Annotated in this window: 17 protein-coding genes; 9 read left to right on the plus strand and 8 right to left on the minus strand. The window is 65.3% G+C overall.

Annotation, left to right across the window (positions count from 1 at the left end; genetic code table 11):
- Positions 1-263: 263 nt before the first annotated feature.
- The 3 genes from ACREBX_RS19950 to ACREBX_RS19960 all read left to right on the plus strand — a co-directional run bounded on the left by ACREBX_RS19950 (position 264) and on the right by ACREBX_RS19960 (position 3,677).
- On the plus strand, positions 264-2,414 hold the full coding sequence (locus ACREBX_RS19950; protein ID WP_431563476.1) for a S9 family peptidase: 2,151 nt from the start codon (positions 264-266) through the stop codon (positions 2,412-2,414).
- A 306-nt stretch (positions 2,415-2,720) separates the two neighbouring features.
- Entirely contained in the window at positions 2,721-3,116 is a 396-nt protein-coding gene (locus tag ACREBX_RS19955; RefSeq protein WP_431563477.1) for an Ohr family peroxiredoxin, read from the plus strand.
- A gap of 114 nt (positions 3,117-3,230) precedes the next feature.
- Positions 3,231-3,677, plus strand: a complete 447-nt coding sequence (locus ACREBX_RS19960; RefSeq protein WP_431563478.1) for a MarR family winged helix-turn-helix transcriptional regulator — start codon at positions 3,231-3,233, stop codon at positions 3,675-3,677.
- A 5-nt stretch (positions 3,678-3,682) separates the two neighbouring features.
- On the opposite strand, the gene ACREBX_RS19965 is transcribed toward ACREBX_RS19960, so the two are convergent.
- Positions 3,683-4,408 carry a 2OG-Fe(II) oxygenase gene (locus ACREBX_RS19965; protein WP_431563479.1) on the minus strand — a complete coding sequence of 242 codons (726 nt, stop codon included), beginning with the start codon at positions 4,406-4,408 and terminating at the stop codon, positions 3,683-3,685.
- A gap of 306 nt (positions 4,409-4,714) precedes the next feature.
- Between ACREBX_RS19965 and ACREBX_RS19970 the strand changes: the two genes are divergently transcribed.
- From ACREBX_RS19970 to ACREBX_RS19995, 6 genes are all read left to right on the plus strand, one after another.
- Positions 4,715-6,517 carry an ABC transporter ATP-binding protein gene (locus ACREBX_RS19970; protein ID WP_431563480.1) on the plus strand — a complete coding sequence of 601 codons (1,803 nt, stop codon included), beginning with the start codon at positions 4,715-4,717 and terminating at the stop codon, positions 6,515-6,517.
- 226 nt (positions 6,518-6,743) lie between these two features.
- On the plus strand, positions 6,744-7,142 hold the full coding sequence (locus tag ACREBX_RS19975; RefSeq protein ID WP_431563481.1) for a hypothetical protein: 399 nt from the start codon (positions 6,744-6,746) through the stop codon (positions 7,140-7,142).
- A 17-nt stretch (positions 7,143-7,159) separates the two neighbouring features.
- Positions 7,160-8,815: a M20/M25/M40 family metallo-hydrolase gene (locus ACREBX_RS19980; protein WP_431563482.1), complete on the plus strand. Its 1,656-nt coding sequence runs from the start codon at positions 7,160-7,162 to the stop codon at positions 8,813-8,815.
- A 343-nt stretch (positions 8,816-9,158) separates the two neighbouring features.
- Positions 9,159-10,976, plus strand: a complete 1,818-nt coding sequence (locus ACREBX_RS19985) for a DUF885 domain-containing protein (protein WP_431563483.1) — start codon at positions 9,159-9,161, stop codon at positions 10,974-10,976.
- 18 nt (positions 10,977-10,994) lie between these two features.
- Positions 10,995-11,570, plus strand: a complete 576-nt coding sequence (locus ACREBX_RS19990; RefSeq protein ID WP_431563484.1) for a phosphoribosyltransferase — start codon at positions 10,995-10,997, stop codon at positions 11,568-11,570.
- Complete coding sequence (locus ACREBX_RS19995) at positions 11,563-12,588, plus strand: adenosine deaminase (protein WP_431563485.1); 1,026 nt, start codon at positions 11,563-11,565, stop codon at positions 12,586-12,588. The genes ACREBX_RS19990 and ACREBX_RS19995 overlap by 8 nt, the downstream gene beginning before the upstream one ends.
- Before the next feature lie 6 nt (positions 12,589-12,594).
- Here ACREBX_RS19995 and ACREBX_RS20000 read toward each other — a convergent pair whose 3' ends face one another.
- The 7 genes from ACREBX_RS20000 to ACREBX_RS20030 all read right to left on the minus strand — a co-directional run bounded on the left by ACREBX_RS20000 (position 12,595) and on the right by ACREBX_RS20030 (position 19,833).
- A complete protein-coding gene (locus ACREBX_RS20000; protein ID WP_431563486.1) occupies positions 12,595-13,635 on the minus strand; it encodes a rod shape-determining protein in 1,041 nt (346 codons plus the stop codon).
- Positions 13,636-13,804: 169 nt separating this feature from the next.
- Positions 13,805-14,287, minus strand: coding sequence for a hypothetical protein (locus ACREBX_RS20005; protein WP_431563487.1), 483 nt, complete (start codon positions 14,285-14,287; stop codon positions 13,805-13,807).
- Between the two features lie 84 nt (positions 14,288-14,371).
- Positions 14,372-14,749 (minus strand): reverse transcriptase-like protein, encoded by a 378-nt coding sequence (locus ACREBX_RS20010; RefSeq protein ID WP_431563488.1) that lies wholly within the window; start codon positions 14,747-14,749, stop codon positions 14,372-14,374.
- Between the two features lie 17 nt (positions 14,750-14,766).
- Positions 14,767-16,860 carry a TonB-dependent receptor plug domain-containing protein gene (locus ACREBX_RS20015; protein WP_431563496.1) on the minus strand — a complete coding sequence of 698 codons (2,094 nt, stop codon included), beginning with the start codon at positions 16,858-16,860 and terminating at the stop codon, positions 14,767-14,769.
- Positions 16,860-17,606, minus strand: a complete 747-nt coding sequence (locus ACREBX_RS20020; protein WP_431563489.1) for a hypothetical protein — start codon at positions 17,604-17,606, stop codon at positions 16,860-16,862. The genes ACREBX_RS20015 and ACREBX_RS20020 overlap by 1 nt, the downstream gene beginning before the upstream one ends.
- 113 nt (positions 17,607-17,719) lie before the next feature.
- Positions 17,720-19,459 carry a M56 family metallopeptidase gene (locus tag ACREBX_RS20025; RefSeq protein WP_431563490.1) on the minus strand — a complete coding sequence of 580 codons (1,740 nt, stop codon included), beginning with the start codon at positions 19,457-19,459 and terminating at the stop codon, positions 17,720-17,722.
- A complete protein-coding gene (locus ACREBX_RS20030) occupies positions 19,459-19,833 on the minus strand; it encodes a BlaI/MecI/CopY family transcriptional regulator (RefSeq protein WP_431563497.1) in 375 nt (124 codons plus the stop codon). Before ACREBX_RS20030 ends, ACREBX_RS20025 begins: the two co-directional genes overlap by 1 nt.
- Between the last annotated feature and the right edge of the window lie 181 nt (positions 19,834-20,014).

Genomic DNA, 20,014 nt, shown 5'->3' on the forward strand with positions numbered 1-20,014 from the left:
GGGCTTGACCCGGGACCCGCCTTTTTGTTCAAGACAGGCAGGCCCCGGGTCAAGCCCGGGGTGACGTGGGTTGGGTTCGCAACGTCCACTTCTGGTCGTCTCCAGACATTCGTCATCCCCGGATCACAACGCTGATCGACAGCGCCCCGTCGAGATTCCGTCCTTCCCCGGATGACAAACCGGCTGGCTCAATCGTGGCCGGTTGACCGCTCCCGGCGAAACGTACAGACCTCACCCCCTCACCAAAAAGGGGTCGAATCTTCATGCGCAAACTGGCCATTCTCGGCGCGAGCCTTCTCGCCCTCTCCTCGCAGGCAATTCTCGCGCAGGAAGCCCCTGCACCCGTCGCCGAAACCGCCGCGCCCGCAGCCCCCATGTCCGCCTCCGCCGTCGGCAGCGCGCGCAATAGCCCCGAGCGCAGCCTGACCGGCGCCGACCTCTTCGACCTCTCGATCGCTTCGGATCCGCAAATCAGCCCCGATGGCCGCCACATCGCCTATGTCCGCCGTTCGAACGACATCATGTCCGACCGCGCGGTCAGCTCGATCTGGCTGATCGATACCCAGACCGGCGAGGAAACCCCGGTCGCGGGCCGCAGCGGCGGCGCCTTTTCGCCACGCTGGTCGCCCGACGGCAAGCGCCTCGCCTTCGCCTCGACCGAGGGCGGCAGCGCGCAGCTCTGGGTGCGCTGGATGAACGGCGGCGAAGCGGTGCGCCTCACCGGCCTGCCGACCAGCCCGTCGAGCCTCACCTGGTCGCCCGACGGCCGCTCGATTGCCTACACGATGCTCGTCAAGGACGATGGCCCGAGCTTCGGCGCAGCACCCAAGAGCAAGCCCGAAGGCGCGAAATGGGCCGACCCGCTCGAAGTTCATGATCTTCTCGCCTATCGCGCTGATGGCGAAGGCTATCTCGAACCCGGCTTCGAGAAGATTTTCGTCGTCCCCGCAACGGGCGGCTCGCCGCGCCAGCTCACCTTCGGCCCCTATCACGACGGCGGTCCCTTGAGCTGGTCGCGCGATGGCCGCACCCTCTATTTCAGCGCGAACCGCAAACCCGATTGGGAGAAGGATCCGGTCGAGAGCGAAATCCATGCGCTCGACGTGACGAGCGGCGGCGTCACCGCATTGACCGACCGCAACGGCCCCGACGCCAATCCGCTCGTCTCACCCGACGGCGGCAAGATCGCCTATCTCGGCTTCGATGACAAATTGCGCGCCTATGAGAATACGCAGCTCTACGTCATGAACCGCGACGGATCGGGCAAGCGCAGCCTGACCGGCAATTGGGACCATGGCGTCGATGCGATCCAGTGGGCGGCCGACGGCAAGTCCGTCTATGCGCAGTACGACGATCATGGCGAAACCAAAGTCGCACGCATCGGCCTCGATGGCGCGGTCCGTACCGCCGCGACCGGCCTTTCGGGTGGCGGGCTCGACCGCCCCTATACCGGCGGCAGCTTCACCGTGTCGGACGGAGGCGCGATCGCCTTCACCGGCGGCACCGCGACCCGCCCCGCCGAGGTTCAACTGAATCGCGGCGGCACCGCGCGCATCCTCACCGACCTCAACCGGAGCTTGCGCGAAGTGAAGTCGCTCGGCGAAGTCCGCAAGATTACCGTCGCCTCAAGCCACGACGGCAAGACGATCGAGGGCTGGCTGACCCTCCCGCCCGGCTACCGCGAGGGCCAGCGCGTGCCGCTGATCCTCGAAATCCACGGCGGGCCCTTCGCGGCCTATGGCGGCCACTTCTCGACCGACAACCAGCTTTACGCCGCGGGCGGCTATGCCGTCCTCTCGGCCAACCCGCGCGGTTCGACCAGCTATGGCGCGGCCTTCGCGAACGAGATCGACAAGCAGTATCCGGGCAATGATTATTACGACCTCATCAGCATCGTCGACCGCGCGATCGAGCTCGGCGTGGCCGATCCGGACGCGCTCTTCGTCACCGGCGGCTCGGGCGGCGGCGTGCTCACCAGCTGGATCGTCGGCAAGACCAACCGCTTCAAGGCCGCGGTCACGCAAAAGCCGGTGATCAACTGGACGACGCAGGCGCTCACCGCCGACGGCCCCGGCTTCTTCGGCCCCTATTGGCTCGGCGCCGAGCCGTGGGAAAAGCCCGAACTCTTCTGGTCGCGCTCACCGCTCTCGCTCGTCGGCAATGTCGAAACCCCGACGCTCGTCATCGTCGGCGCCGAGGATTACCGCACCCCGGTCAGCGAATCCGAACAATATTACACCGCGCTCCGCCTCCGCGGCGTGCCGAGCGCGCTGATTAAGGTTCCCGGCGCCGGCCACGGCACCATCGCCGCGCGCCCCTCGCAATCGGCCGCCAAGGCATCGGCAATCCTTGCCTGGTTCGAGAAGTATAAGAAGGGCTGGACGCGGCCCGCAGCCGACGCGGCGGCGAAATAGCCGATCGCCCCTGTGCGGTTTCAGGGTGGAGGGTCGCCACCCCTAACCTTCGTCATTCCCGCTTTCGCGGGAATGACGAAGTGATGAGATTCGGGAGGTCACCTTCCCGTCGAAATCGCCGGTCAACGGCCACCAAAGGCAGAAAACACGGGCCGCCGTGAAATTATATAAATCCGATTTCAATAGCTTATAATTATATCGTATCCGATCTAGTCGGCTACGCTTTACTTTGCGCCGCGACTCATCTAATTACATCGCATCCGATATAAACGGATACGATCAAACATGCCCCGAAAGGAACCCGAAATGGCTGACAAAATCATCTTCACCGGCACCACCCACGTCAAAGGCGGCCCCGACGGCTACGCCCGCAGCACAAACGACGTTCTCGACCTCGCGCTGCCCCAGCCGCACCCTGCCGCCGAAAACCTCTTCGCCGCCGCTTGGTCGGCCTGCTTCATCGGCGCGCTCGAACTCGCCGCCGGACAGCGCAAGATCAAGCTGCCCGCTTCGCCCGAAGCCGACACGACGATCGAGCTTCTGAACCGCACCGACGGTTTCGTCCTCCGCGCCCGCCTCGACATCACCGTCCCCGGCATCGACCGCGACATTGCGCGCGAACTGGTCGACACCGCCCACAAGATCTGCCCCTATTCGAAGGCAGTCGAAGGCAATATCGATATCGAACTCAACCTCGTCTGATGTCTCCCCGGGCGGTGCCGCTCTTTCCCCCGGCAGGCACCGCCCGGTTGACACCCGCGAATTCCGATTTCATCGTACACGCTTGAATTCTCGGACATTCGCCAAGGAACCCCAATGACGCAGTCGCCCGCCCCCGAACGGCCCAAACTCGGCGAATTCCTCTGCTTCGCGGTCTATTCGGCGAACCTCGCCTTCGGACGCGCCTACCGCCCGATCCTCGACAAGCTCGGCCTCACCTACACCCAATATATCGTGCTCGTTGCGCTATGGGAAAAGGACGACCAGACCGTCGGCGAGATCGGCGACAAGATGTTCCTCGAATCGAACACGCTCACCCCGATCCTCAAGAAACTCGAACAATCGGGCTTCATCGAACGCCGCCGCGACCCTGCCGACGAACGCCAGGTCCGCATCCGCCTGACCGCCAAGGGCAGCGAGCTGCGTAGTCATGAGATCGGCAATGAATTGTTCGACGCGACCGGCCTCGGTGACAGTTTTTTCGACGTCCAGAAATCGGTCGCCAAGCTGCGCGACAATCTGATGCGCTCGCTGGGCGACTGAGACGCCTAGGCCGCGTCGTGAAAAATGACGCCCAGCGTGTGCCGCCGCCCCGACCGGATTTCGCTGACCCCGTGGCGCATCGCGACGCGATAATCGCCGCGCCCCCCCCGAACCGGCCGCACATTCACCGCAAACACCACCGCATCGCCCTTGTTCAGCGGCACGACCGCGGCGCGCGACTGCATTCGCGGCCTTTGCTCGGTCAGCACGAACTCGCCGCCGGTAAAATCCGCATCCGGCGCCGAAAGCAACACCGCGACCTGCAACGGAAAGACATGCTCGCCATACAGGTCCTGGTGCAGGCAATTATAATCGCCCGCACCATATTGCAGCAGCAACGGCGTCGGCCGCCGCTGCCCCGCATCGTGGCAGCGTGCGAGGAACGCGGCGTGCTCGGCGGGAAAGCGCACCGCCATTCCCATCCGCTCGTGCCAGCGGTTCGCGATCGGCGCGAGGTGCGGGTACAGCCCGCCACGCAACGCCCTGACGAGCGGCGGCAAGGGATAAGCGAAGTAGCGATATTCCCCGCGCCCGAAACCGTGCCGTGCCATAAACACATGGCTGCGAAACCCCGCCTCCCGGCTATAGAGCGCCGCGGTCTCGTCGCATTCGGCATCGCTCAGAATTCGCGGCAGGATGGCCCACCCCTCGCCGTCGAGCGTCGCCGCGACATTCTTCCAGTCCACCGCGCAGAGGCGCGCCGCGATATCTCGTTCGATCGTTTGGGTCATCGAGCGGCCATGCCACCACGCACGCGCGCGCACGCCCCGTTTCTTGCTGTCAAATCACCGCCGCCCGCACATCGGAAATCCCGAGGCTTGCCAGACGGACGGGAGATTGTTAGGTCTCCCGTCCATTCCAACGCGAAGAAAGGAGGGCGTAAATGAAATTTCCGATCGCAGCACGCCCTCTCGGCAGGTTTCAAACCCCTGAGCGCTTCCACCACTAGGTCCTGAAGCCTCCGTGATCCGGGTCCCCGACCCGATCGCTCCCTGACTTAATGCTTTGGAGACGGCGCTCGCGCGCCGGTTCATGATATGACATCGACGCTTCAAAAGGGCCGCGCGGATTCGATCCGCCGCGTCCTCGATTTTACTTTTCGCCACTGGGCCGGGCAGCGCGGACGCGCCGCCTTCATTGCCTTGTTCATCACCGCCGCGACGCTCACGGAGATTTTCGTGCCGCTGTTTGCGGGGCGCCTGATCGACGCGCTGGCGGTCGGCCGGCGCGATAGCGTGTTCGCGCTGTTCGCGGCGATGGCAGCGCTCGGCCTCGCGATGGTGCTGCTCCGCCACGTCGCCTGGGCGGGCATCGTCCCTTTCACCCTGCGCATGATGCGGGGCGTGACGCAGGACAGCTTCCACCGCGTCCAGCGCTTCTCGACCGATTGGCACGCCAATGCCTTTGCCGGTTCGACGGTGCGCAAGATCACGCGCGGCATGTGGGCGTTCGACACGCTCAACGACGTGCTGCTGCTGCAATTGCTGCCCTCGGTCGTCGTGCTTCTCGGCACGATGCTGCTTCTCGGCTGGCACTGGCCGGTGCTCGGGCTCGTGATGGGCGTCGGCGCGGCCCTCTATGTCGCGATGACCGTCCTGCTCGCCGCGCGCTGGGCCTCGCCCGCCGCGACCTTGTCGAACGCTTGGGACACAAAGCTGGGCGGTCTCCTCTCGGACGCGATCGGCTCGAACGCCGTCGTCAAGGCGTTCGGCGCCGAGGACCGCGAAGAGGCGCGCGCCGGGGGACTGCTCGCCAAATGGGCGAAGCGCACGCGGCGCACGTGGATGCGTTACACCTGGTCGGGCAGCGCGCAGATCCTGCTTCTCTGGATCGTGCGGAGCGCGATCACCGGAACGGCTCTGTGGCTGTGGTGGCGCGGCGCCGCGACGCCGGGCGATGTCGCCTTTGTGCTCACCAGCTATTTCGTCGTCCACGGTTATCTCGTCGACATCGGCTTCCACATCCATCATCTGCAACGCTCGGTGAACGAGATGGAAGAACTGGTCGACCTTCACGACCAGCCGCTGGGGATCGAGGACAGGGCGGACGCCGCCCCGATCCGGATCGGCGCCGGCGAGGTGCGCTTCGACGACGTCACCTTCCGCTATGGCGGGCACGAAACGCCCCTGTACGAACATCTCGACGTCCTGATCCGCGGCGGCGAGCGGATCGGCCTCGTCGGCCATTCGGGGTCGGGCAAGACCAGCTTCGTCAAACTCATCCAGCGTCTCTACGATGTCAGCGGAGGCCGCGTGACAATCGACGGACAGGATGTGTCGCACGCGACGCAGCAATCGCTCCGCGCACAGATCGCGATCGTCCAGCAGGAACCGATCCTGTTCCACCGCAGCCTCGCCGACAATATCGCCTACGCCCGCCCCGACGCGACCCGCGCCGAAATCGAGGCGGCGGCACGGCTTGCCAATGCGCACGACTTCATCGCCCGGTTGCCGCGCGGCTATGCGACGCTCGTCGGCGAACGCGGGGTCAAGCTGTCGGGCGGCGAGCGTCAGCGCGTGGCGCTCGCCCGCGCTTTCCTCGCCGATGCGCCAATCCTCATCCTCGACGAGGCGACGTCGAGCCTCGATTCGGAAAGCGAAGCGCTGATCCAGGAGGCGATGGACCGGCTGATGAAGGGCCGCACCGCAATCGTCATCGCGCACCGGCTGTCGACGGTGCGCACGCTCGACCGGATTCTGGTGTTCGATCAGGGCCGGATCATCGAGGACGGCGACCATGAAACGCTGCTCGCCAACGCGGGGGGTCAGTATCGCCGGCTGTTCGACCGCCAGTCGGGCAATATTGTCGACCAGGCCGCCCCGGTTCTTGTCGAAGGTTGATCCCGGCGCGAAGCGATGAGTCGGGGCACCCGCGGCCCCGGCTCATCCCGCATTGCAACCCACCGCCGGAGCGGTCCACAACCTGCTTCTTCGTGCTAAGACCCGGTTTCCAAACCCAAAACGGGAAGCCGAACCATGCCCTTTCCCCATCGCGGCGCTGGCGCCGATCCTGACCCTCGCCGCCCCGCCCGCCGAGACACCTACCGATCCGCCTTGGAGCGGCCAGATGCAGTGCAGCGTGACATGGGCCGATCCCGCCGATGCCCAGCGCGCATGGATGCTCTCGGTCGCCAGCGACACGAGCAATATGAAGCTCGCCATTTCGGACCGGGCCCGTGCGGGCGACCTCAAGCCGCTCGCCAAGGACGAAACGCGCGAACTCAAGCCGCGTAAGGCGAAGCTCGCGATCACCGGCATCGGCGACGGCGAGGTCGAGGTGACGAGCTACCCCATCGACGAAGGCCGCACGTGGCACGATGTCCCGCTGGGCCACGTCGAGAATCTCGACAAATTCCCCGCCGTCTTCACGCTCACCCTGACCGTCGGCGGCGCCGCGCCGATGACGATGGAAATGCGCGACTTTGACGGCGCCCGCGCCTATCTCAAACGCTGCCTCGACCGCTGACGAACAGAAAGCCTCCTATGCCCCGTCCTATCGCCGCCGCCCTCCTGCTCTCCGCCGCCCTCGCCGTCCCGGCATCGGCGCAATCGGGCATCGACGCCGCTAACCTCACCGAAACCGTCCGCACGCTCGCGTCGGACCAGTTCCAGGGCCGCGCGCCCGGCACCGTGGGCGAGGAGCGCACGATCGGCTATCTGATCGGCCGGCTGCAGGCGCTCGGTCTCGAACCCGCGGGCACCGACGGCGGCTGGACCCAGCCCGTGCCCTTGCTTCACACCCGCCTCGGCACGCCGACGACGCTCGCCTTCGACCGCAAGGGCGCGGCGACGCCGCTGACCTTCGGCACCGACATCTATGTCTCGACGCTCCAGCCGAAGGATCAGGCGGTGATCGCGAGCGCGCCGCTCGTCTTCGTCGGCTACGGCGTCACCGCCCCCGAACGCGGCTGGGACGATTTCAAGGGACAGGATCTGAAAGGCAAGGTCGCGGTCTTCCTGATCAACGACCCCGATTTCGTCGCCACGAAGGGCGAGGATAGCTTCGGCAAGTTCGGCGGCCGCACGATGACCTATTACGGCCGCTGGACCTACAAGTTCGAGGAAGCCTCACGCCGCGGCGCGATCGCCGCGCTGATCGTCCACGATACCGACGGCGTCGGCTATGGCTGGAACGTCGTCAAAAGCGGCGGCGGCGAAAATTACGGCCTCGTCGTCTCGTCCGAAAAGGTGACGAGCCTCGCGCTGCAGGGCTGGATTTCGGGCGAAACCGCGACAACCCTGTTCGCGAACGCCGGACAGGATCTTTCGAAACTGCGCACCGCCGCGCGCCGCAAGGACTTCAAACCCGTCGACCTCGGCACCAGCTTCAACGCCGCAATCCCGGTGACGCAGGCGGTCGTGCAGAGCCAGAATGTCCTCGCCAAAATCCCCGGTGTCAAGCGCCCCGACGAGGTCGTCATGTACGGCGCGCACTGGGATGGCTATGGCGAAGGACCGCCCGACGAAAAGGGCCGCATCTACCGCGCCGGCGCCAACGACGACGCGCTCGGCGTCGCAGGGCTGTTCGAGATTGCACGGTTGTTCAAGGCGGCCCCCGTCCCCGATCGCACCATCGCCTTCGCTTTCTGGACCGCCGAGGAACGCGGACTGCTCGGCTCCGAAGCCTATGCCGCGAACCCGATCTTCCCCGTCGAAAAAACGGTGGTGAACCTCGGCCTCGACATCCTGCAAACCGCCGGGAAGGCAAAAGACGTCATCCTCGTCGGCAAGGGACAGGGCAGTCTCGAAGACGATCTCACGCGCGTCGCCGCCACGCAGAGCCGCACTGTCTCGGTGGAAAGTCTCCCCGAACGCGGCCTCTTCTACCGCGCCGACCATTTCAGCCTCGCCAAGCGCGGCGTCCCCGTCCTCCTGATGATGGGCATCGCGGGCGCCTCCGATCTCATCGAGGGCGGCAAACCTGCCGGGCAGGCGTGGGTCGATGCCTATACCGGCAAATGCTATCATCAGGCGTGCGACGCGTGGGATGAAAGCTGGAATCTCGACGGCGCGGTGCAGGATATTTCGGTCTTCTACACGATCGGCGACGAACTCGCCCGCTCGGCCAAATGGCCGGGCTGGAAGGATGGCAGCGAATTCAAGGCGATCCGCGACAAGAGCGCCGCGTCGCGGAAATAAGCGGGCCACGGCGACTGTTGACGACCAGTAGTTGCCGTAGCGCCATTAAGCCCCTCCCCTTCAGGGGAGGGGTTGGGGTGGGGGCCATCGGCCTTGCGCAAGGTTGCAAGCTCCCACCCCGCTGCGACTAGGGAGCAAGCTCCCAAGTCTCGCTGCCCCTCCCCTGAAGGAGAGGGGATGGGGTAATCGATCATCCGCTCCCCAACCCAAACCGGCCCTCCACATCTCACAACGACAGACAACGGCCTTCGCGAAAACAGATAGGCAGCGCCCAAACCGCTGAAATATTATTGCGTCCGGCCCGGCGCTGCGCAACAAGCCTGCCATTCGATAGGAGATCCCGATGCGCCTTGCCGTTGCCCTGATGCTGCTCCCCGTCCTGCCGCTCGTTCCGGTCGCTACCCCCGCCTCCGCACAGGCCGCGCCGCAGCAAGCCGGGGCGCAAGACCAGGCTCTGCTCCAGTTCCTCGATCAGGCGTTCGAAGAGCGGCTGGGGCTCAGCCCCGAATCGCAGACCCAACTCGGCCTCAAGACCAATTACGGCAAGCTCGACGATTATACCGACGCTGCGATGGTACGCGATCAGGAACTCGCCGAGCGCCAGCTCAAGGACATGCGCGCGCGCTTCAAGCCTGATCAGCTCGGCGAGAGCGCGCGCGTCAGCTACCGATTGTTCGAATATGAAGTCGAACGCGGCCGCGAATCGCTCCGCTTCCGCAACCTGCGCTTCCCCGTGTCGACCAACGGCAGCCCCGCCGGCGCGATCCCCGTGCTGCTGATCAACAATCACAAGATCGACAGCGTCGCCGATGCAGAAGCCTATATCGCCCGCCTGCGCGACACCGATCGCGTGATGCGCGAGGTCGCAGCGACGATGCGTGAACAAGCCGCGGCGGGGATCGTCCCCAACAAGGTCAATTTCGCCCCCGCGCGCGCCGACGCGCTCAAGGTCATCGCGGGCGCGCCCTTCGACGGCGGTGCCGATTCGACGCTGATGGCCGACTTCCGCAAGAAGGTTGAGGCGCTCGATGCCCCGGCGGCAGCGCAGGCAAAGCTGATCGCCGACGCGAGCGCCGCGCTGACCGGACCGTTCAGGCAGGGCTACAACATACTGATCGCCGCGATCGACGAAATCGAGCCCAAATCGAAGGGCAATTTCGGCGCATGGAACCTCCCCGACGGCCCCGCCTATTACGCCGACCGGCTGAAAAGCTCGACCACCACCAGCCTGACCGCCGACCAGATCCACGACCTCGGGCTCCAACAGGTCGCGGCGATCCGCGAGGAGATGGAGGCGATCAAGCGCGAGGTCGGCTTTACCGGCACGCTCGAACAATTCTTCGACCACATCCGCACCGATCCGCAGTTCAAATATCCGAACACCGAGGCTGGCCGCGAGACCTATCTCGCCGACGCGCGCGCGGTCATTGCGTCGGTGATGGACGCCGCCCCGCGCTATTTCCGCGTCCTGCCCAAGGCGGCGCTCGAAGTGCGCGCGGTGGAGAAATGGCGCGAGGGCACGGCATCGACCGCCTTCTACAACCCGCCCTCGGCCGACGGGACGCGCCCCGGCATCTATTATGTCAATCTCGTCGACATGAACCAGACGCAAAAGGTGCAGGTCGCCGGGATCGCCGCGCACGAAGGCGCGCCGGGCCACCATTTCCAGATCGCGCGCCAGCAGGAACTCACCGGAATCCCCAAATTCCGCAAGTTCGGCGGCTATGGCGCCTATATGGAGGGCTGGGGGCTCTATTCGGAGCGGCTCGCGAACGAGATGGGAGTATACAAGACCCCCTATGACCGCTTCGGCATGCTGTCGCTCCAGGTGTGGCGCGCGATCCGGCTGGTGCTCGACACCGGCATCCATTCGAAGCGCTGGACGCGCGAGCAGTCGATCGCTTACTTCAAGGCGAACAGTTCGGTGTCGGACACCGACATCGCGCGCGAAGTCGACCGCTATTTCAACTGGCCCGGTCAGGCGACGAGCTACATGGTCGGCCAGCTCAAGATCGCCGAGCTGCGCAAACGCGCCGAACGCGAGCTCGGACCACGCTTCGACATCCGCGACTTCCACGAAGCGGTGCTGAGCGAAGGCGCGCTGCCGCTCGATATTCTCGAAGAGCAAGTGACGCGCTATATTGCGGCGAAGAAGAAATAGGATCGGCGGACCCGGCACATGAGTGGCGAAAAGATCTTCATCAGCGCGAACGAGCTGCTCGCCGACTCCTTCCGTCTCGGCATGCAGGTGCTGGATAGCGGTTTCAAGCCGACGCACCTCGTCGGCATCTGGCGCGGCGGCGCGCCGGTCGGCATCGCGGTGCAGGAACTGCTCGACTATCACGGCCAGCATTGCGACCATATCGCGATCCGCACCTCCTCCTACCACGGCATCGACCGGCAGGATGCGCACGTCAAAGTCTTCGCCCTCGGCTATCTCATCGACACGCTGAACCCCGAGGACCGGCTGCTGATCATCGACGATGTCTTCGACAGCGGGCGCAGCATCCGCGCCTTCATCGCCGAACTCAAGGCACGCTGCCGCCACAATATGCCGCGCGACATTCGCATCGCGACCGTGTGGTACAAACCCGGGCGCAACGTGACCGACCTCAAACCCGATTTCTTCGTCCACGAAACCGACCAATGGCTTATCTTCCCGCACGAGGTCGACGGGCTGACGGTCAAGGAAATCCGCCAACACAAGCCCGAGGCGGCGATCATCCTGCGCGAGGAGGACAAGCCCGATGCCTGATGGTTTTGCATCAGCCGAAGAGCGTGCCGCCTTCATCGCTGCTCTGCCCAAGGCCGAGCTTCACCTCCATATCGAAGGCTCGCTCGAACCCGAGTTGATGTTCGAACTCGCACAGCGCAACGCCGTCGCCATCCCCTTCGCCAGCGTCGAGGAAGTGCGCGCCGCCTACGCCTTCTCGAACCTCCAGGATTTTCTCGACATCTATTATCAGGGGATGGGCGTCCTCCACAGCGAGCAGGACTTCTACGACCTGACCGCCGCCTATCTGGTGCGCGCCCACGCCGATACGGTTCGCCACGTCGAAATCTTCTTCGACCCGCAGGGACACACCGAGCGCGGTGTCGCCTTCGAAACCGTGATCGCGGGCATCACCCGCGCGCTGGGCGACGCGCAGGCAAGCTATGGCATGACGTCGAAGCTCATCATGTGCTTCCTCCGCCATTTGAGCGAAGCCGAGGCCGAAAAGACGCTCGACGAAGCGTTGCCGTTCCTCGATCGCATCGACGGCGTCGGCCTCGATTCCTCCGAGGTCGGCCACCCGCCCGCCAAGTTCGAACGCGTCTTTGCCCGCGCGCGCGGCCTCGGCCTCAAGATCGTCGCGCACGCCGGCGAGGAAGGCCCGCCCGCCTATGTCCACGAGGCGCTCGACCTCCTGAAAGTCGACCGCATCGACCATGGCAACCGCAGCCTCGAAGACCCCGCGCTCGTCGCGCGCCTCGCCGCCGAGGGAATGACGCTCACCGTCTGCCCGCTCTCGAATCTGAAGCTCTGCGTCGTCGGCGACATCGCCGACCATCCGCTCAAGACGATGCTCGGTGCCGGGCTCCGCGCGACGGTGAACAGCGACGATCCCAGCTATTTCGGCGGCTATGTGAACGCCAATTATCAAGCGGTCGCCGACGCGCTCGACCTGTCGAAAGACGAGCTTCTGACCCTCGCGCGCAACAGCTTCACCGGATCGTTCCTCGGCGACGCCGACAAGGCCAAACACCTCGCCGCAATCGACGCCTACGCCTGATCGACCTTAGGCCGCGATCAGCACGCCATGATAGGCGGGATCCTCGAACGCGCGGCCGGCGCCCATCGCGACGCAGATCAGCGCATCGTCGGCGACCACCACCGGCAGTCCCGTCGCGCGCGCGATCGCCTGATCCATCCGGCGCAGCAGCGCACCGCCACCGGTCAGCGTGATGCCCTCATCAATGATGTCGGCCGACAGTTCGGGCGGCGTCTGCTCGAGCGCAGCGCGCACCGCGCCGACGATCTGCCCGACCGGCTCGGTCAGCGCCTCGGCGATCTCGGCCTCGGTCACCTGCACTTCGGCGGGACGGCCCGTTACCAGATCGCGGCCTTTCACGCCCATGATCATGCCGTCGCCGACGGGCGGGGTCGCGCAGCCGATCGTCAGCTTGACGCGCTCGGCGGTCATTTCGCCGATCATCAGATTGTGCCGGCGGCGGATCGACGACGAGATCATCTCGTCCATCTTGTCGCCGCCGACGCGCACCGAATTGCTGTACGCGATGCCGCTCAGCGACAGCACCGCGACCTCGGTGGTGCCGCCACCGATGTCCACCACCATCGCGCCGCGCGGCTCGGTGACATGCAGCCCCGCGCCGATCGCCGCGGCGAGCGATTCCTCGATCAACTGCACCGACACCGCGCCGGCGTTCGTGGCGGCATCGCGGATCGCGCGGCGTTCGACCATCGTCGAGCCCGCCGGAACACAGATCACGACATTGCTGCGCCGGGCAAAACGGCTCGCCCCGCCCTGCGCCTTGTCCATGAAATGCTTCAGCATCTGTTCGGCGACGTCGATGTCGGCGATCACGCCGTCGCGAAGGGGGCGGATCGCCTGGATATTGTCGGGGGTCTTGCCCATCATCGGCTTGGCCTCGTTGCCGACGACCTTCACGCGCCGCACGCCGTCGCGCGTCTCCAGCGCCACGACCGACGGCTCGTTGAGTACGATGCCCTTGTCGCGCAAATAGACCACGGTATTGACGGTACCCAGGTCGATAGCCATGTCGTGCGCGGTCGACGCAAACCGATTAAAAAACTTCATATACGGGGCAAATGCCTTCGGGAATGAATGGAAGAATCAGGCGTGGCTGGCCCTTCAGTGCCCCCAACGCCTGTCATAATCGACTGCGGCGAAGGCACGAGCGCGTCAACGAAAGCCACCGCCAATAGTGCCAGAACGGTGGTTTCTCAGGTCCGGCCGATCGATCGGTTCAAAATTCGCGACCACCCGCATCGGGGACGAGAAACTTCAGACCTTGCAGCTTGACGACATGATCGTCCACGCAGACCGGCGCCGCGATCAACCGCATCCAGCGCCGCGGTGCCTGCGCGGGCTTGATCTCGACGTCGAGCGTGAAGCCGCGGCGATGCCGGATCGCATAGGCACGGAGCTTTTCCATCGCGGTGCGCGACCCCTCGGCGTAAAGCGCAACGGCCTCGTGGCGCGCCACCACGGCGCCGCGCGGAATGCCGAAAATGTCATAGACCTCGTCCGACCAGCTCAGCCGGTCGTTGTCAGTGAGGTCGCACTCCCACTGGCCCAGCCGGGCCGTCCGCACCGGCGCCACCACATCGTCCAGATCGGGAACCGGATCGAGCGTGTCATTCCCGTGCAACTGCCCAAGCTCGAAAAAGCGGTCGCGCTCATAAAGCGGCCAGCTGTGGTGCACGGGCAAGGGATAGGTCTGCTTCAAGGCGCCGGTCTTCCATCGAGTCTGCCAAGGATAGGCGCACGGCGCTTAACAACTAGTGATGTCGATGGACAGCCTTTCGGCTTGCTATCGCCCGCGTGCCAGCGCGATCCCCGCCAGATTCTGCGTCCGCTTGATATGGCGTATGGTCGGCGCCGGCCCGTCACCGACGAGCGTATGGAAAGTGGCGAGATGATCCGCCGCCTCTCCCCGCGCCCGCACCACGCCATTTGCCTGTTCCACCACCGCCGCCGCATCGCCGAGCAGGACAAAATGCGGCAGCCCCAGATCCTGCGCCAGCCGCAGTGCCGCGATCAGCGCCAGCCACTCGGCATCCATGCTGCTGCCGATCCCCGCGTCGCGCACGACCACGGCGGCGCCCCCCGTGACGACGGCGGTTTCCATCCGCCCCGGATTGGGCCGGCAACCGCCGTCGAAATAGATTTTGATCCGGCGCGCCACCATCGGACTCCCTTACCCGGTCAGAATTTGCCGCGCACGGAAAAGGAAAAGATCGGACCGATCAGCCGGTCGCGTTCCTCGATAAAGCTGACCGCGCTTTCGCCGCGAACCCCGGTATAGGCCGTCCGGTCGCGCTTCGACCGCGCATTGGCGATGTTGCGGATCGACGCCTGGACGGTCAGGCCCAGCACATTCTTATGCTCGACAAAGACCGTCGCCCAGACCGGCCCCTCCCAAACCTTGTCGGTCTGGTTTCGGCGGTAATTGGGTTGATAATGCGCATATTCTGCGTCGCCGCCCCACGCCCAGTCGCTGCCCGGAATATCATGACGCAGGCCGAGGCTGATCACCGTGTCGGTGAAGCCGTTCCACTGCCTTTTCTCACCGGTAAAGGGATCACGAAGCGAGCTTTTCTGAAGCAGCATCCGGGGTTCAAGCTTCATTCCCTTGATCCCCGCGGGGTCGAGATTGATCGTCGCGGTCCAGTCGATCGCGCCCGCCTTGGCCTTCGCGATATTGCCGACCGCCTCGCCATTGGCACCGATCGGGATCACGTCGACACGGTCCTCGACATCGCGATAGATCAGGATGATCTTGGTCGAACCCCAAGCGCCGAACTTCTTGTTGATCTCGGCCTCATAGGTCCAATCCTGCTGGGGCCTGAGGTCGTTGTTGCTCTCATTCTGGTTGCCGTCGTTCAGGAAAGCACGGGCAAGAAAGTCATAGAAGCTGAGCTGGAGCACGCGCCGCCGCAGCTTCACCGACACATCGAAATCGGGCGACGGTGTCCAGGCGAGCGAGATCGAGCCCTTGGGCCGGAAGAAGCTGCGCGTCAGCCCGTTCATGCCGGTCTGGGTGATCGTCGAATGTTCGGCGCCGGCGATAATCTGGAAATTCAGCTTGTCGGTCAGCTTGCGCCCGAAGCTCAGCAACCCTTCATAGCGATCCTCGCTGACCCCGCCGGTGCCGCCGTCGAAGGGCTGGCCGACCCAGGTGCCCGCGGGGTCGAGCACCGCGATCGATGCGACATTGTCGAGTTTGTTGAACGCCGCCTCGCCCGACAGCTGCCAATCGCCGCCGAACATCTTCCACTGATATTCGCCGCGCCCGATCGTCTCGCCTATATCGCCGGTCTGCATGAAGCGGTCGCCGGTCGCGACCCCGCCCGCGGGCGTCGTGACGATTTCCTGGCGGTAGGGTTCGTGGCTGAACCGCCGCAGCCCGATCAGCTTCAGCTTTCCGGGCCCAACGCCGAACTGGTAATCGCCGCCGACCTCGTAATTCCAGCTGTCCTCATTTTCATACACCGTGCGGACGCGGTCGGGCAGGCCGGGGCCGGTGCGCACGCCATCTTCATAATAGCGATCATATTTGCGCTGATAATGGCCGCCAAGGTTGGCGACGGTGTCGCCCGCCGGGTCCCAGGTAATCCGGCCCGACAGCTTCGGCGTGTCGTAATGCGTGTTCCAGATGTCCTTGCGCCGCTCGGTGATGTTGCGCGCACCGTCATAGATCAGGGTCGGACCGCCGGCACCGCTGCGCCGGGCATCGTCGTTGTTCAGCGCGACCTCATATTCGATCGCGCCGGTGCGACCGCGCACCGACACGTCGGCGCGGGTGAACAGCGGATCGGTGTAATGTGCGCGGAACTCGGGCTTCCACGAAAACTGTCCCGAAAAGGCAGCGGCGCGATAGACGATATTGGCGACCTGTCCCGACAGGCCAGGAATATCGAGCGTCGCGCCGTCGACGACCTCGATCCGCTCGACGTTGCCCGCGGGGATGCGCGACAGCTGCGTATACATATCGTCGGCCTTGTTCGACGGCCGCTCGCCGTTGAACAGCACATTGCCCGTCGCCTGCCCAAGCCCGCGCAGATTCTCGTTGTCGCGAATCTGGAAACTGGGAACCTGGATCAGCATGTCATACGCGTTCTTGGGTGCGTAGCGCGCGAAGTCGGCGGGCGTATAGACCTGCCGAGCCGCGTTGCTCCGGCCCGCGGGCACTTCGGTCGACGCGGGCGGCGGGGTGTCGCCGGTCGGTGGCGCCGTCTCCTGCGCCAGCGCGGAGTTGGAAATCGCGGCCGCAACCGCAATCAGGCTGGTCCATCGCATCACTTGGGACTTCCCCCCGCGGCGCGGTTCATAGCGCGCGCATATTCGCCCGTCACACCCATCGCCTTCATGCCGACGACCTCGTCGGCGCTGAGTTTCCTGTATCCCGCCGCAGCAAGCCCGCGCACATAGGCGCCATCGACGCCGAGCGCCTTGCACGCGATCGCATCCTCGACGTCGGTCAGCACCAGCGCCTCGGACTTCAGATCGCGGATATATTCGGGCCGCACCTCGAGCGCCGCGGCCGCGATCAGATCGTCGGCATCCTTCGGCCGCACCCCTTCGCGGGTCAGCCCGTCGGCAAGCTCGATCGTCGCATCGACCAGCAGCATCGCGAGCAAGGTCGAACGCCGGCCCGGCGCCAGTCCGCGTTCGCCGAGCGCGCGCTCGAAAGCGGGATCGGAGGTGAAGCGGCATTCGCCCTTCCCTTCGAACGCACGGGTCAGCGTGCCGGTGCACGCCAGCGTCCCCGCATCATGCGTCACGGTAAAGCTGACCGGTCCCGGCGTTTTCCGCCCGAGCGCCGCTTCGGCAGCGGCGAAATAGGGGCGCGAGCCGTCGAAACTCCGATCACTGCTCGACTGTTTGTGCTGGATGCGGACGCGCGGCGCGCCCTTCTTTCCGCTCGCGGGCTCGGCGACCCAGCTGACATCGCTCAGGACGAGCGGGTCGGCGGTGGCGGTCGGCGCCGAGCAGGCGAGGATCGACAGCAACGCGGCGGCGCCGGCAAAATACAGGGCTTTCATTTGGTGCACTCCTCCCTCCGTGCGCCGGGCGAGCGTCATCGCTCGCCGCCGCAGCGGCAATTTTGAATCAGGTTTCGATTAATCGTCGGTCGCTACGGACGAATGTCCGGGCGTCAGTCGCGGACGGGCGGCTCGGGGGGTTCCGGCGATGCGGGGAATTCGACCCGCGCGGTCCGGCCGTCGGCACGCCGCGCCTCGATCACGCCGCGCTCCATATCGACGACCGCAACATTGTCGCCGCGCACTGCCCTCGTGACCGGGCGCGGTGTCGCCGCGGGGCGATGCTTCACGACGGGCCGGAACCCGCTCGTCGCGCGCAGTTCGATCGCGTCGTCGGCATCGCGCATCCTCACGCCCGACTTCTGCATGTCGGTGACGAAGTCGCAGTCGACCCCCATCGCCTTCAGCGCGATCAAATCGTCGACCCCGATGTCGGGGAAATGCGATTTCATGTCGCGGGCAAAGGCGGCGTTGACGCCGACATGCCGCGCGCCAACCAGCTCGTCGAAATCGGCGCCGGGAATGACGTCGCGCATCTGCCGGATATAGGCGGGATCGATCCCGCTCGCCTTGGCCGAGATGATGTCGTCGGCATCCATCGACCCGCCGCTCTCGCGCATCTTTTCGACATATTCGGGGGTCACGCCGACCGCGCGCATCCCGACCAGCTGCTCGGCGGAGAGCGGCTTCGACGTCGCCGTGGCTGCGCTCTCGACGGCTGCGCCCTTCGCGGCCGCAGCCGACGCCGATGACACGGTGGTCGTCTCCTTGGCCGTCGAGGCGACGACGGAGTGGACGTCCGCCGTCGCCGCGGGCCTCGCGGTTGCCGAAAAGGCGGCGAGCGGCACGGTGATCCCCGCCAGCACGACAAGGCTCATCAGCATCCAGCTCGCACTCGCCGGGCCGCGTTTCAGGCTGCCGTCGAGAACGCGGGTGATGCGGCGCTTCAAACTGTCCTTGCCCGGCGCGACCCCATGCGCCGCGAGCAGCGCCCCTTGATTGTCGTGCCGCGCGGCGCCGACCAGCAGCGTCGCATAATCGGGCCCGTTGATATCGGCCATCAACACCGCATCGTCGGCGGCTTCCTCGCGCAACTGATGGCTTTCGCGCGCCAGCATCCACACCAGCGGATTGAACCAGAAGACCGCGCAGGCGGCGCGCGCGCCGAGCAGTTTCGCCCAGTCGAGCCGCGCGACATGCGCCAGTTCGTGCGCGATGATCGCCTCGGCCTCACCCGACGCCGCAACGGCTTTTGGGCTCAGCACAATCGTCGAGCGCAGCACGCCCCAGCTTATCGGCGAGCGCAACTCGTTGCTGACCAGCAGTGCGGTGCCATGCTTGAACCCCATGCGCCGCTGCGCCTCGGCGAGCGCCGACAACCACGACCGCTCGACGAGGATTTCGGCGCGCCCGCGCATCGCGAACAGCCGCACCACCGCGAGCGCCATCACTCCAGATAATAGCAGGAGCGGGACAAGATAGAGAAAGGGGGCAAGGTCGCTCCACGAAAAGACGATCGGCGTCGATCCGGCCCCATCCCCTTTGAAAGGAACGTCCACCACGACAGGGACTGACGTCGCGGCGGGTGCCGGATCGATCGCCGATCCCCCCGTTGTTGCCGGTTGCCCGATCGGCGCGGCGGGTTCGAAGGACCATGCTGCGGGCAGCGGAGCCCATTGCGGCAGCAGCAGGATCGCCGCGGGCAGCGCGAGCAGCGCCATCAGCCCGGCGTGCGCGATCATCGACCGCTCGCCGGCCGAGCGCGACCGCGCCAACCGCAGCAGCCCCAGCGTCAGCACCGCGACAATGACGGATTTCCAGGCAAGGCCCAGCAACATGGCGGTGGTCAACATCACGCTCTCCCTTCGCGCGCTTTGGCGATCATTTGTTCGAGTTCGTCGAGTTCGGAATTGCTCATCTCGTCCTGCATGCCGAGCAGGGCGGCAGCGGCGCTCGTGGCAGATCCATTGAAGAAGACGCGCACGACCTGCGACAGCGCCGACTTGCGCGCAGTCTTGTCCGACACGCTCGGCGCATAGACGAAGCCGCGGTCGGACTGTTCGCGGGCAACAAAGCCTTTCGTCTCCAGCCGCTTCAGCATCGCCCGGATCGCCGAGCCCGACAATTCGTCGGCCAGCGCCGCGCCGATTTCGGTCACGGTCGACGCGCCGCGCTCATAAAGAATATCGACGATCTCGCGTTCTCGCGGGGGCAGGCTGGACAACATACGACTCACCTCATGCGCTACATTTGTAGCGTGCTACATTTGTAGCGCATGCGTGGCAAGGGGTTTTATTCGGATAACACACGAGGTGTCCGATAAGGGCCGCTTAGGGGTGGGAAGCGGCCGTTGCTTTCCGTCGGTTGGGTTGGCAACGTCCCCTTCCGGTCCTTTTCAAGCCACCGTC

The organism is Sphingopyxis sp. (assembly GCF_050725655.1).
Classification (GTDB): domain Bacteria; phylum Pseudomonadota; class Alphaproteobacteria; order Sphingomonadales; family Sphingomonadaceae; genus Sphingopyxis.